13 protein-coding genes are annotated in these 14,418 nt (G+C 33.9%); all 13 read left to right on the forward strand.

The genetic code is table 11. From position 1 onward, the window contains the following. Positions 1-17 precede the first annotated feature (17 nt). The 13 genes from C8N28_RS00830 to C8N28_RS00890 all read left to right on the forward strand — a co-directional run bounded on the left by C8N28_RS00830 (position 18) and on the right by C8N28_RS00890 (position 14,399). Positions 18-1,076, forward strand: a complete 1,059-nt coding sequence (locus C8N28_RS00830; RefSeq protein ID WP_132220595.1) for a Wzz/FepE/Etk N-terminal domain-containing protein — start codon at positions 18-20, stop codon at positions 1,074-1,076. Positions 1,077-1,078: 2 nt separating this feature from the next. Next, complete coding sequence (locus tag C8N28_RS00835) at positions 1,079-2,344, forward strand: hypothetical protein (protein WP_132220597.1); 1,266 nt, start codon at positions 1,079-1,081, stop codon at positions 2,342-2,344. A gap of 55 nt (positions 2,345-2,399) precedes the next feature. Further along, a complete protein-coding gene (locus C8N28_RS00840; protein WP_132220599.1) occupies positions 2,400-4,568 on the forward strand; it encodes a glycoside hydrolase domain-containing protein in 2,169 nt (722 codons plus the stop codon). A 135-nt stretch (positions 4,569-4,703) separates the two neighbouring features. After that, entirely contained in the window at positions 4,704-5,780 is a 1,077-nt protein-coding gene (locus tag C8N28_RS00845) for a glycosyltransferase family 4 protein (RefSeq protein WP_132220601.1), read from the forward strand. After that, positions 5,777-6,337 carry an acyltransferase gene (locus C8N28_RS13860; protein WP_132220603.1) on the forward strand — a complete coding sequence of 187 codons (561 nt, stop codon included), beginning with the start codon at positions 5,777-5,779 and terminating at the stop codon, positions 6,335-6,337. The genes C8N28_RS00845 and C8N28_RS13860 overlap by 4 nt, the downstream gene beginning before the upstream one ends. Continuing rightward, complete coding sequence (locus C8N28_RS00855; protein ID WP_132220605.1) at positions 6,334-7,443, forward strand: glycosyltransferase family 4 protein; 1,110 nt, start codon at positions 6,334-6,336, stop codon at positions 7,441-7,443. Before C8N28_RS13860 ends, C8N28_RS00855 begins: the two co-directional genes overlap by 4 nt. After that, positions 7,436-8,470 carry a polysaccharide biosynthesis protein gene (locus C8N28_RS00860; RefSeq protein WP_185140112.1) on the forward strand — a complete coding sequence of 345 codons (1,035 nt, stop codon included), beginning with the start codon at positions 7,436-7,438 and terminating at the stop codon, positions 8,468-8,470. Before C8N28_RS00855 ends, C8N28_RS00860 begins: the two co-directional genes overlap by 8 nt. Position 8,471: 1 nt before the next feature. After that, on the forward strand, positions 8,472-8,897 hold the full coding sequence (locus C8N28_RS00865) for a WxcM-like domain-containing protein (protein ID WP_132220609.1): 426 nt from the start codon (positions 8,472-8,474) through the stop codon (positions 8,895-8,897). Positions 8,898-8,901: 4 nt separating this feature from the next. Continuing rightward, positions 8,902-10,023 (forward strand): polysaccharide biosynthesis C-terminal domain-containing protein, encoded by a 1,122-nt coding sequence (locus C8N28_RS00870; protein ID WP_132220611.1) that lies wholly within the window; start codon positions 8,902-8,904, stop codon positions 10,021-10,023. A gap of 26 nt (positions 10,024-10,049) precedes the next feature. Further along, positions 10,050-11,186: a non-hydrolyzing UDP-N-acetylglucosamine 2-epimerase gene (gene wecB, locus C8N28_RS00875; RefSeq protein WP_132220613.1), complete on the forward strand. Its 1,137-nt coding sequence runs from the start codon at positions 10,050-10,052 to the stop codon at positions 11,184-11,186. 13 nt (positions 11,187-11,199) lie between these two features. After that, positions 11,200-12,459, forward strand: coding sequence for a glycosyltransferase family 4 protein (locus C8N28_RS00880; RefSeq protein ID WP_132220615.1), 1,260 nt, complete (start codon positions 11,200-11,202; stop codon positions 12,457-12,459). Between the two features lie 15 nt (positions 12,460-12,474). Continuing rightward, positions 12,475-13,398 carry an NAD-dependent epimerase/dehydratase family protein gene (locus C8N28_RS00885; RefSeq protein WP_132220617.1) on the forward strand — a complete coding sequence of 308 codons (924 nt, stop codon included), beginning with the start codon at positions 12,475-12,477 and terminating at the stop codon, positions 13,396-13,398. A 56-nt stretch (positions 13,399-13,454) separates the two neighbouring features. Continuing rightward, positions 13,455-14,399, forward strand: coding sequence for an MraY family glycosyltransferase (locus tag C8N28_RS00890; RefSeq protein ID WP_132220619.1), 945 nt, complete (start codon positions 13,455-13,457; stop codon positions 14,397-14,399). Positions 14,400-14,418 lie beyond the last annotated feature (19 nt).

Raw genomic sequence — 14,418 nt, forward strand, 5'->3', positions numbered from 1 at the left:
TTAGATTAATAAAGACTATGGAGAGAATATCTTTTAAAGAACTAACCGAACAAATCCTCAGAGGAAAATATTTATTCATTGCTTGTATGGTAGTATCTCTATTAATAGGTTTTTTTGTATATATGATTAAACCTAAAGAATACGCAAGTTCAATTGAGTTCCTCATCTCTAATAATGAGGAACAATCGAATGCTTCCCGTTTAGGTTCTTTAGCCTCTTTAGCAGGCATTAGTAGCAATTCATCTGCAGGTATACCTGTGTCGGCTTATGAGTTTATTCTATCAAGTACTAATTTTTTATCCGATGTTGTTGCAGAGAAGATCGTATTTGAAGGAGACACCATTTTTATATCCAATTATCTTACACAAAGAATGGTACTTGGTTTTAAGAATCAATTAAAAACATTATCCGATGATGATAATTTAAAAGTAGTTTATAAGAATGTCATTGATTCAAATAATGCTTCAAAAATATCCAGGCTTTCTCCCGGAACATTGCCAGTATTGATATTGAGTGGGGAAATTTCGCAAGCTGTAGGTATATTGAGAGGAAGTATTGTGTTTAGCAATGAAGCTCCCAAACCGATTCTCCTTACTGTAAAACTTCAAGACCCTGAAGCAAGTGCAAAAGTAGCAAAAGTAGTTCTCCAAAAACTAGAGGAATATATTAATCTATACAGTAAAGAAAACAAGATCGATAATACAGATTTTCTTGAACAGGAAGTAGAAAAATCGAAACAAGAGCTTTATCAGCTACAGAATGCACTTGCAGCTGCTCAAGATAGAAATATCAATGCAAATAAAGCCATTGCTAATTTAGAAATTGAGAGGTTAAATCTAAGATATTCTCAGGCTCGAAGCACTTATTCCGGACTTTTGGCACAGTTAGATAATTCAAAGATCCAAGTCGAAAACCAACGTCCTTTATTTATAATTATCGAAGCTCCGATACAGCTTAATGAGCTTTCTCCATCTGAACCACGTTTGGTAAATTATATAATATTATCAATCATACTTGGTGTGTTTGTATCTTTAACTTTAATTTTTGCTAAAAGTTTTTTTGAAAGGAACCTATAAGAATGTTGGAAGAAACAACTTTCTGGGAAAGAGCCAAACTTAGCCATGTCTTTTTGTTGCTTTTTTTTATATTTTCTGTAAAGTTTCTATTTATCCCTTTAAATAGTAGTCGTTTTGTAATATTAGGATGCTTTGTTACACTACTGATTATAAGAAGAAACGAACTGATCTTTTACTTTAATAAAAATGCTTTCAAAGCATTTTCCATTTTGGTTCTTTATGCTCTGTATACCGCTATTATTACATTATTTAATGGTAGTGGAAATATGGCAAACCTGTTTGTGATTATCCTTTTATTATTTCAAATTGCTGGAGGAGCCTATCTATTGTCTGCCTTTTTTATAAAAGAAGATTTGAATCAACTGCTTTATTTATTGCTTCTTGTTTTTGGTATTCAGGGTATTCTTATATTTATTAATTTCATTTTTCCTGCATACAGAGAATTAATGTTCGTCATTATGCCTTTAGAGGGCAATATTACGGAAGATAGCATTACCTCAGTTTTTCGGACTAGGGGATTGATGCAATCATCTGGGGCATCCGTTTCTGCCTATTTAGCTACCGGTTTATTAATGGGCGCCTATTTCCTGACCTCCTTTAAACTCTCCAAAATTGATAGACGTATTATAATTGCCTGCCTGCTCTGTATTGTAATCGGAATCGTTTTTACAGGAAGAACAGGTTTTATTATGATACCTGTCGCCCTTTTAGCATACTATACCTTATTGATTATCAATAATAAGTTTAGTTGGAAGAGCCTTCTCCTTTTAATATATATACCTATTGGTTCTGTTTTATTCTATTTTCTTATTAAGGAAATGTATATCCTTATACAGCCTGAAGGGGAAATCATAATAAGAGCATGGGAAAAATGGGCTTTTGATCAATTCTTAGATAGCTTTAATGGTAGTTCGGGTAAATCAAACACATTGGCTGCTTTACGATCCTTTATTTTTCTTCCAGAAGATGATAGTCATTTATTATTTGGAGATCCGACAAGTTGGGGAGTAGTTCGGACAGATGTTGGCTATATCCGAATGATTTATGCTGTGGGTGTTATAGGAGCAATCTTATTTTATGCCGGTATTATAAGATTATATTTTTTCATGATGGCACACGCAAAAACATTATCCATCCAAGTGTTTTACGGGTTTTTATTATTATGGGGGGTAATTATTGAATATAAAGAGCCTATGTTTTCTCATTTCTACTTTACTTCCACCATAGCTCTGATGGTATTTTTTAATATGAGAGAGGTCAAAGATTAATTGGCATGGTTTTGTAGACCTATCATTGTTTTTGACTTCTTAAACTTTTATGAACATGCATTCAAAAGAATTTAGAATCTTTTATATCGTATTTTTCCTGGTAACTATAGGCTTATATTCATGTTTTGCCCAAACTGCAAACAAATTAAAAATTAAGCATACGGTAGTTGCTCCGGTACCTAATTATTCAAAGAGTGGACAAAGCAGAGATCCACTTATCTTAATTGATGGAAAATTAGCAAGTCATAAAATTTTATGGTTGGACAATAATACATTAGGATGGGAAAATTACGGTCAAATAACGATCGATCTGGAATTACAAGAAACCTCTTCAGTTTCTAAAATAGCTATTCATACAGCAAAGAATGAAGCAGCAGGGGTATATCTGCCGCTTAACATTAATATCTTTACCAGTATAGATGGAAATAATTATAGCTATGCCGGCGATATTAGTGGTTATGATGAAAGTGCAGTCAATACATATAAAGCTGTCGAATTACAAAACGACAAGATTAATAGCAATGCTAAGTTTATTAAACTCGTTATAAATCCACAAGGAAGAATGTTCTTCACGGATGAAATAACGATTACTGGTAAAAGTAAATCATTAAGTCTATTTCAATCTTCTAACATATTATCCAAGGGTCAACTTCAAAATATAATTTCGAAGAATAAATCAGCAGAAATAAACCGCAGAGCCTTAATTGATAAACTCTACTCGATGACGGGAAATGCCAATAATAAGAATGAAATCAGGTTGCAGTTATTGAATGAAAAGGATTTAGCCAATCAACAAATTTATCAAAAATATCAATCTTTAATTTCGGGCTTATCAGTTTCTAAAAATACTGTTGAAGGGTTGAGTTTCGAAGTTTTATCTTCCCCTTGGGGTAATGGCAAAAGTGAGGGTAAGAGTAAACTTATACTTACTCCAACAAATGTAACACATTATGTTGCTGTTCGGGTCAAAAACAATCAAAACAAAGAGGTATCGAGTTCTTTTGTATTAAAAGGAATTAATAATATAGAAACCTCTGTATATGAAACTCAGGAAATTAATACACGCAGTTCGAAAAATGTAAGTGATGTGTTGTTGCCTATTACTGTTAATAGTAAATTAGACTTCAATCCCGGAGAAACAAAAGTCCTAATACTTGCATTAAAGTCAAGTCAGGAAAGAAAATCAGCCATTAATTTATCTTTAACTGGCTCTAATGATCAGGCTTTGGTGATAGATTATCAATCTATTAATTTAGGGATTGATAAAAACTATAAAAATACCCTTAATTTTAATGTTAATGTTTGGCCCTATTATACCTATCCCTTTTTTAAGGGTCGCGAACAGCAGATTAAACAGGATTTAGCCGATCATTATTCCAATATTTTTGTGATACCTGCTAAGGTTCTGGAGCCAAACAATATTACTACAAATCACAACAGTTTAATAAACTATCTTAAGAACTATCAAGCAGGTGATAAGGTGATGCTGTTCATAAATCACAAAGGCTATGTAAAAAGTCCTGGCAACTATATGCAAGCTTCCTGGCAGAAGAAATTTCTAACCTGGTATGATACTATCTATAAGATATTAAAAGATCATAATATTAGTGATCAGGATATCTATTTATATCCTTTTGATGAGATACGGGAGAATGAGCTGCCATTGTTCAAATCTTTCGCAACATGGGTTAAATCTGTTCGTCCTCAATCACAAATATATCTAACTATTTATTATGAAAAGTTCCTTCCACAAGTTCAACCTCTCGCAGACGTTTATCAATTGTTAGTAAAAAGCAATGATTTGGGCTTAATTAAGCCTAATAAAGGCCATGAATTCTGGATTTATGATATCATGGATGATTCAAAAAATGTAGACCCTTATTCCCGCTATCGTTTATTAGCATGGAAAGCCTTTCAATATAATGCCCGAGGCATAGGGTTTTGGGCTTATGGTGATCAGTTTGGAAGTTCTGTATGGGATGATTTTGATGGCGGTCAAGGCGACTACAATGTGGTTTATGACAAAGGAAATTCTATTATACCAAGTAAAAGGTGGGAGGCATTTAAACAAGGTGTAGAGGACTATTTTATTCTCAATAAATACCAGCAGAAATTCGGTGAAGCAGCTGCTAAGAAACTAGCATTGCAAGTACTCTCTGTACCAACTAATCAAGAAAAGGCAGAAGACATACGTAGGATTATGACACAGCAGCTTTCTAAATAATAAGGCTTCTCTACATTATACTCCATCGTTTTTGTTTGTTATATTGTATTTAATATTAATTTTGCTGATAGATGTACGAAATATACCTAACCAACATTCTTTTTGAGAATGAAAAAATCGTTCGCTGAATAGATCATGAAAATACTTTGTGTTATAGATAGCCTCGGTTCCGGTGGTGCACAAAAGCAATTAGTTGAGTTAGCCAAAGGTTTTCATGAAAAGGGACATCAAGTGTCTTTTCTTACCTATCACAATCTTGATTTCTTTAAAGAGGAATTAATAAAGAATAACATCACGGTACATTGTATTGAAGATCCCAGTTATTTAAAACGAGTATGGAAAATGCGAACCTTTATTCGCAGTGGCCGTTACGATGCTGTATTATCTTTTTTAGAAACTCCTAACTTTATCTGCGAAATAGCTGGTCTTCCATTCAGAAAATGGAAGCTTATTGTTGGTGAGAGAAGTGCTAACCCCAACATTGAAAAATCATTTAAACTAAAGTCATACAGGTGGTTTCATTTCCTTGCAGATTTTGTAGTGTCTAATTCGAATACAAATAGAGATATTGTAAAGAGGGTAAATCGATTGATTCCTTTGGAGAAATTGAAGGTTATTTATAATTTAGTCGATACAGGAAGTTATAAAACAATTAAAAGAAGTACTTCCCAGAATAGATTGGTTTTACTGATTGCTGCAAGCCATCAGAAACTAAAGAATTTAAACGGGTTAATTGAAGCAGTAAACCTGCTAACTGAAACTGAAAAGAGCAAACTTCGTATCCATTGGTATGGTGATGAAGCAGACTCCTCTTTTAATAATGCTAAAAATAAGATACAGAAATATAGCTTAGAAGATAACTTTGTTTTTTATAAGGCTACACAGGATATTAAAAACAGAATGTTGGAGGCCGATATAATAGGTTTATTTAGTTTTTATGAAGGCTTTCCAAATACAATTTGCGAAGCAATGTCATTAGCTAGACCTGTTATATGCTCATCCGTATCAGATATACCATTGATAATGACTGATGCAAGATATTTATTTGACCCTAATAAAACCGATGAAATTGTTCAGGTTTTATCTGATGTTCTCAAATTAAACGATGTGGAATTGGACGCAATGGGAAAGGCAAATAAAGAAATTGCCAATTCGTTATTTGATAAAGAACAAATAGTTTCACAGTATTTGAATTTAATGCAACAGAAATGAGATTCATAGCCGTACTTGTTCTTAATTTATTTAGGGCTTATGATAGATTAATTATGATTCTATTTCGAAGCTTATTTAAATCTTGTGGAAAAAAAGTTCGATTTTTTCCAACGAAATCCGATTTCTATTATCAAACTATCAGTATTGGAAGTGATGTTTTTATCGGAACCGGTGCTTCTTTTATTGCAACAAAGAGTTTTATAGAAATTGGGAATAAAGTAATGTTTGGCCCCAATGTTACAATACGAGGAGGCAATCATTCAACACATATTATTGGGAAATACATGGCTGATTATACTCCTAAAGATAAACTCAAGACAGATGATCAACCTGTTATTATTGAAGATGATGTATGGGTTGGAACGGGCGTTATTATTTTAAAAGGAGTTCGCATTGGACAGGGTGCAATTATTGCTGCGGGTGCTGTAGTAACTAAAGATGTGGAAAAATATGCAATTGTTGGAGGTATTCCGGCCAAAAGATTAAAGTATAGATGGACTGATGAAGAGATAAAACAGCATGAATTAATAGTAAACTCTGAATACAAATCTAAATGAAATCTATCCCCAAAATATTACTTGTTTCTCCATTACCGCCTCCGGTAGGTGGCATTGCCAGTTGGACAGTTTATATGCTGGACTTTATAGGAAGGAAAGAAAAGGATTATGAGTTGATTCATTCAAACAGTGCAATAAAAAACAAACGAATTACGGACAAGAGAGTTATTAACCGGCTTGTTAATGGAACCCGAGATTTTATTAGTCAATATAATTCTTTGGTTAAAAAAGTGAAAACAGATAAGCCAACTATAGTTCATTTAACTTCAAGCGCATCCTTAGCTTTGTTCAAAGATTACCTTTTTGCACGGGTACTTAAAAAAAGAGGTATTCGATCTATTATCCATTTTAGATTCGGTCGGATTTGTGAGGTTAAAGAAAGGAATAACTGGGAGTGGTTCTTATTAAAGATGGTAATGAGAGCTTATGATGAAGTGATTGTATTAGATATGAAATCTTATGAATGCCTGTTTTCTTCGGGAATTGAACATATAAATTTGGTTCCTAATCCTCTTTCTAATGATTTTTTAGCTAATGTTAATAAAAACCGAATTATTGGAGAAAGAAATAAGGATGTAATTCTCTTTGTAGGGCATGTTATAGAAGATAAAGGAGTTTATGAGTTGGTTGAAGCTGTGTGTAATTTGAAATCGGTTCGAGAGCTAAGACTAATTGGACCTTATGAGATACATGTTAAAGAAGAATTATTAAGTTTTGCTGGTAAAGAACAAAATAAAATTAAATTTATAGGCACTCAATCGTCTGAAGAAATAGCAAAGGAAATGGCAAATTGTGGAATATTTGTTTTACCATCTTACTCTGAAGGATTTCCAAACGTTATTTTAGAAGCCATGGTGTCTTCGTGCCCTATTATAGCAACGAATGTTGGTGCAATACCTGAAATGTTAAAAAAGGACGCAGGGATAAGTATTCCACCAAAATCCGTTAAAGGACTAAACGAAGCAATTGAAACATTGATAAACGATCCTCCTCTTGCAAAGAAAATGGGAGAATATGCACGCAGAACAGCAATGAGTAATTATAGAATTGAAAATATAGTGAATCAAATGGAGCGTATTTGGTTTAAAAATGAAGATTATGTTTAAAAATAAAGTTTTATTAATAACAGGTGGTACTGGCTCATTTGGTAATGCAGTTCTAAATCGCTTTCTGAATACAGACCATTTTAAAGAGATCCGTATCTTCTCTCGTGATGAGAAAAAGCAAGATGATATGCGTATTCAGCTTAAAAATGACAAGTTAAAGTTTTATATAGGTGATGTGCGTGATTATAATAGTATTGAACGAGCTATGCGAGGGGTCGATTATGTATTTCATGCTGCTGCTTTAAAACAAGTACCTTCCTGCGAGTTTTTCCCAATTGAAGCAACCAAGACAAATGTTTTTGGCACTCAAAATACGATTGATGCAGCCATCGCCAATAATGTAAAAAAGATGATTTGTTTGAGTACCGATAAGGCAGCATATCCTATTAATGCAATGGGTATTTCAAAAGCGTTAATGGAGAAAGTGGCAATCGCAGCTTCTCGTAATGCGTCTAATACAACTGTTTGCTTAACTCGCTATGGTAATGTAATGGCATCCAGGGGTTCCGTTATTCCGTTATTCTTAAAACAAATACAATCTGGTAAGCCTTTAACCATTACAGACCCTAAAATGACCCGCTTTTTAATGTCATTAGAAGAAGCTGTTGAACTTGTGCTGTTTGCATTTGAAAATGGGAATCCAGGTGATTTATTTGTGAATAAAGCACCCGCAGGTACGATTGGTGATTTAGCTCAGGCATTAAAAGAGCTGTGTAATGCTAATAATGAAATAAAAATTATTGGAACTCGCCATGGAGAAAAACTTTACGAAACTTTATGTACACGTGAGGAAATGTTAAAAGCAGAAGATATGGGTGATTTTTATCGTATTCCTGCAGACAATCGCGATTTAAACTATAAACAATATTTCGTTGAAGGCGATATTGACATGGCTTCTGTTCAAGATTATCATTCTCATAATACACAACAACAAGATGTTGAAGGGATGAAACGTTTGTTATCTACGCTTCCTTTAATTAGAAGAAAGGTATTCGGAGAAAAAGATATTGTTCAATACCCTGATTGATATGGAAAACAAACCTGCAATCATAAATGGAGGAGTCCACAAAGATCAAAAAGGGACTTTACGATTCTTTAATGATTTTAATATGGAACCTATAAAACGGTTCTATATTATTGAACATTCTGAGACAGAAACAATTCGGGGCTGGCGAGCTCATCGAATTGAACAGCGTTGGTTTCAAGTCACAGAAGGAGCATTTAAGATTCAATTGGTAAGAATAGATAATTGGGAAACTCCGAGTAAGAACCTTCCCATCGAAGAGTTTATTATTTCAGCATCAGACAATCAAGTTCTGCATGTTCCTGTAGGCTTTGCCACTTCAATACAGGCATTAGAAAATAATTCTAAAGTGATCTTATTCGCTGATTATGGAATCGAAAATGCAAAATTAGATGACTATCTCTATCCTGTTGATTATTTTATAAAGTAATAGAATGAAATTAAAAGTAGGTATAACGGGTCAGAATGGTTTTGTAGGAAAACATCTTTACAACATGCTATGTCTTTTTCCTGACGAGTTTGAAAGAATTGAATTTAAAAAAGAATACTTTGCTGATTTAAGCTCGCTAGATCAATTTACTTCATCCTGTGATGTAATAGTGCATTTAGCGGCAATGAATCGCCATAGCGATCCCAAAGTGATTTATACTACCAATATAGCACTCGTAGAGAGCCTTATTGAATCTTTAATTAGAACTAAAAGCAAAAGCCATATTCTGTTTTCTTCTTCCTCACAAGAATCAAAAGATAATATGTATGGGAAATCAAAAAAAGAGGGCAGAGAACTTTTTATAAAATGGGCAGAGGAGTTTAATGGACAATTTACAGGAATGGTAATACCCAATGTGTTTGGACCATTCGGTCGACCATTTTACAACTCGGTCATTGCAACCTTTTGCCACCAATTAACACATGCTGAAATGCCTGTTATTCAAATTGATGGAGAACTTAATTTAATTTATATTGGAGAGCTGGTTGAAGAGTTTATTCAACAAATAAGAAGTAAAAAAAGCAATTTGAATTATCAGGTTATTCATACCGCTCATTCAAAAGTTTCAGAGATCCTGTCTTTATTAAATCGATATAAAGAAGATTATTTAGAGAAAGGGGGCATTCCTGCAATAAACTCACGATTTGAACTAAACTTATTTAATACTTTTAGGTGTTACATAGATACTGAGAATCACTTCCCGGTAAAATTCACGCAGCATATAGATCCACGTGGAGCCTTTGTGGAGGTAATTCGATTAAATGTAGGTGGACAAGTTTCTTTCTCGACAACTGTACCTGGAATTACAAGGGGTAATCATTTTCATACTCGTAAAATAGAACGCTTTGCCGTAATTAAAGGGAAAGCGCTTATTCAGTTACGGCAGATCGGTACAGATCAAATATTAGATTTTTATCTTTCCGGAGAAGAACCGGCCTATGTTGATATGCCTGTATGGTATACGCATAATATTAAAAATATTGGAGAGGAAGAGCTCTTTACTATTTTTTGGATTAACGAATTTTTTGATCCAAATGATACTGATACCTACTTTGAAAATGTTTAGCTTAAATTGAAATATAAGGAAATAGAATGGAAAAGAAATTAAAGGTAATGACTGTTGTGGGTACTCGCCCTGAAATTATTCGTTTAGCACGAGTAATGGCAGCATTAGATGCTTCCGAAGCGATAGAGCATATCATCGTCCATACTGGTCAGAACTATGATTATGAGTTAAATCAGATTTTTTTCGATGATCTTTCTATCCGTAAGCCTGATCATTTCTTAAATGCTGCTGGAAAGACTGCAACTGAAACAGTTGGACAGATTCTAATAAAAATAGACCCCTTGCTTGAAGAAGAAAAGCCAGATGCATTCCTAGTTCTAGGAGATACCAATAGTTGTTTATGTGCTATTCCAGCCAAGAAGCGTCACATTCCAATCTTCCATATGGAAGCTGGAAATCGCTGCTTTGATCAACGCGTTCCTGAAGAAACCAATAGAAAGATTGTTGATCACATTTCCGATGTTAATATGACCTATAGTGATATTGCCAGAGAATACTTGCTAAGAGAGGGTCTACCAGCCGATCGGATTATTAAAACGGGGTCTCCGATGTTCGAGGTTTTAAACCACTATTTACCTGAAATAGAAAAATCTGATGTTTTAAGTCGATTAAAACTGGAATACGGCAAGTATTTTGTTGTTTCTGCCCATCGAGAAGAGAATATTAATAGCGAAAAGAATTTCAATGGCTTAATGACTAGCTTAAATCTGATTGCTGAAAAATACGGTTATCCAATTATTGTTAGTACCCATCCTCGTACACGCAATATGATTGAGGCCAAAAAGGTTGAAATGAGATCTGAAGTTCAATTCCTAAAACCTTTAGGTTTTAATGATTATAATGCACTTCAAATGAATTCATTGGCAGTTCTTTCTGACAGTGGCACCATTTCTGAAGAATCTTCTATTTTGAATTTCCCAGCTTTAAATATACGCGATGCACATGAAAGGCCAGAAGCAATGGAAGAAGCTTCTGTAATGATGGTTGGAATGAATACAGAACGAATATTGCAAGGTTTAATTCAATTAAGCTCACAAAAAAGGGGTAAAGAAAGAACATTTAGACCTGTTGCAGATTATTCTATGCCCAATGTTTCAGATAAAGTAGTACGAATTATCATTTCTTATGTTGATTATATCAAACGCGTAGTTTGGTCTGAATAAGTATTTACCCATTTTGAAGAAAAAAGTCTTAATCCATAGCATCGTATTTAGTCCAGATGGTGTATCTACCGCCTATCTATACAACGATATTGCTTTGAAATTTAAAGAAAGTGGTTATGATGTCACAGTATTAACAACTACTCCACATTATAACGTATTAGCTGATGCTTTGAAAAAGCAGCCTATGCAAAGTAAGCTCTTTGGTTTATTTTATGAGAGCAATTTTAAGGGAATTAAAGTAATACATGTTCCTCAGAAGAAATTCAAGCAAACTTCCTTACGAATTTTAGGGTTCATATATTGGCATATTTTATCTTTCTTCTTAGGACTTTTCGAAAAAAGAGTGGATGTTATAATTTCTCCTTCTCCACCATTGAGCATTGGCTTAATTAACATAATCCTCTCAAGACTGATTGGGGCTAAAGTAATTTATAATGTACAAGAAATCTACCCTGACTTTTTGATAGAACAAGGAAGTCTAAAATCGAAACCTCTTATCTTAGTTTTGAAATGGATTGAACGTGTAGTATACAATCAATCCGATGCTGTAATTACCATCGATTCAGTTTTTTATGATAGTATTATTAATAGGTTTAAAAATAAAAGTAAACTTCATGTAATACCGAATTTTGTTGATACCGATCTTTATAAGCCCATGGATCCAGTCTCAGTAATCCTAGATAAATCCCTGTTTCCTGATAATCCGGAAACCTTAAAGGTTATGTATGCAGGAAACATTGGGCATGCACAAGATTGGAAGCCTTTAATTGAGGCTGCTATTCAATTAAAGGAGGAATCTATTGAGTTTTTTATTATTGGTGAAGGAGTATTAAAGGAGTATGTTGAATCACAAGTGAGGTTGCATAAGCTTAGCAATGTCCATGTTTTGCCCTATCAACCTAGAGAGCTAATGCCGAGTCTGATTGCTTATTCTGATTTACAGTTTATTTTTATGGCTCCAGAGATGGAAGCTAATGGATTCCCTTCCAAAGTATACACCATTATGGCTTGTGCAAAACCCTTGTTAATCTGTTCAGGAAAGGACACACCTATCTATAAATTCTTAAATGATAAGAATTGCGCGTATTTGGTTCAGGATAGGGAACTAGCAACTAAAGTTGAAAAGATTGTCTCAATATTAAGGAATGCAGATAAAAGTACTTTAAAGGAAATGGGTTGGTTGGGCCTCCATGAGATTGATACTAATTATTCAAAACATCAAGTTACTATTAAATATGTTAATCTTGTTGAAGAGTTGTTTACTAAACAATAAAATCATTAGTAGCTTATGTTTGGAATAGGAAATGATAATAAAATAATCTTAACAGGTTATTCGGGGTTTGTTGGTCAAAATATTTTGAGCTACACCGAAAAAACCCGGAATGACAGCATCATTTCTCTTAATCTTAGAGAAAACTTGCCTAATATACTTCCACAGGCAAATTCAATTATCCATTTAGCTGGTAAGGCACACGATTTAAAAAATAGCGCAGATCCACAAGCGTACTTTGATATCAACTACGGTTTGACGAAAGAACTGTTTGATCGCTTTTTGAAGAGTAATATTAATGATTTTGTCTACTTCAGCAGTGTTAAGGCTGTAGCAGATACTGTGGATGGTAAATTAACAGAAGATGCTGAGCCAACACCAGAAACTGCTTATGGGCAATCAAAACTACAGGCAGAACGATATTTATTAAGTAAAGAATTACCACAAGGAAAACGTTTATTTATATTGAGACCCTGTATGATTCACGGTCCCGGCAATAAGGGAAATCTCAATCTTTTATACAAAGTAGTGAAGCTGAGAATACCCTATCCTTTGGGTGCCTTTCATAACAGCCGTTCTTTTCTTTCCATTGAAAACCTTTTGTTTATTCTAGATCGAATTCTTACAAATGCATCTATCCCGGGAGGAATATATCATTTAGCCGATGATGAAGCTCTGTCTACAACCGAAGTAATAAGGATAATAGCAAAGGCGGCTAAAGTCAGAGCCAGAGTATGGAACATATCGTCTAGTTTTATAATAAAATCAGCCAAGATTGGAGATAAAATTCATTTGCCACTAAACTCTGAAAGATTGAAAAAACTTATCGAAAGCTATGAGGTAAGTAATGAAAAAATAAAGAGAGCATTGGCGATTAAAAAATTACCGATAAGCGTGCGAGAAGGCTTAGCTAAAACCATCAGAAGCTTTTCAAATTCATAATTTTTAATATCCCGATTTTATCCTATTTTTGCCAATATAGGGGCCAACAGGAATCAATGATCTATATTATCGTATTCTTAATACTTTTTGCAGGGATGTTACTATACATAAAGCTAGCAAATAAGTATTTGATTATTGATAGACCGAATGACCGTAGTTCCCATACTACGCCTACCGTCCGTGGGGGAGGAGTCATTTTCGTTTTATCCATTCTTATTGCAGGTGTTTATTATTATTCAGATTACGGAATACCTGTATTAGGAGTTTTACTTATTGGTACCATAAGTTTTTTGGATGATAATATGAATATCTCTAAACTGTTGCGTTTCTTCTTTCATCTATTGGCTGTGACACTCCTTTTTGCTTATGATCAAGTCTTTGTTCTACCTATCTGGGCTATTATAGCACTTTACATTCTAGTTGTTGGTATTATTAATGCCTATAACTTTATGGATGGAATAAATGGCATTACGGGTTTGTACAGCCTGGTTATTCTTGGCGCACTCCAGTATGTAAATATCTATCAGTTCTCTTTTATCGAACCAGATCTCATCTGGTTTCCAATGCTTGCCTGTGTTGTTTTCTTATATTTTAATTTCCGTAAAAAAGCCTTGGTCTTTGCAGGAGATGTAGGAAGTATTGTTATGGCATTTTGGATTGTCTTCCTTCTTTTAGATTTGATACTAAAGAGCAGCAATTGGTTATATATCCTATTTCTTACAGTTTATGGAGTAGACAGCATCTTAACTATAATTCATAGATTAATTTTGAGACAAAATATTTTTGAAGCTCATCGTTTACATTTCTATCAGGTATTGGCAAACGATCAAAAAATGTCACATCGTTTAGTTGCGTTTATCTACGCATTCCTACAAGTCGCTATCTGTGTATTTGTAATTCAATCAAATCTGAACCCAATATTAACTTTCCTCTTAACCCCCTTGTTTTTAGTAATTATTTATATCATAGTTAAGCCGAAATTAATGCAACAAAGCATGTAATATAAGTGAATTTAACACG

Source organism: Albibacterium bauzanense, assembly GCF_004339765.1.
Classification (GTDB): Bacteria; Bacteroidota; Bacteroidia; order Sphingobacteriales; family Sphingobacteriaceae; genus Albibacterium; species Albibacterium bauzanense.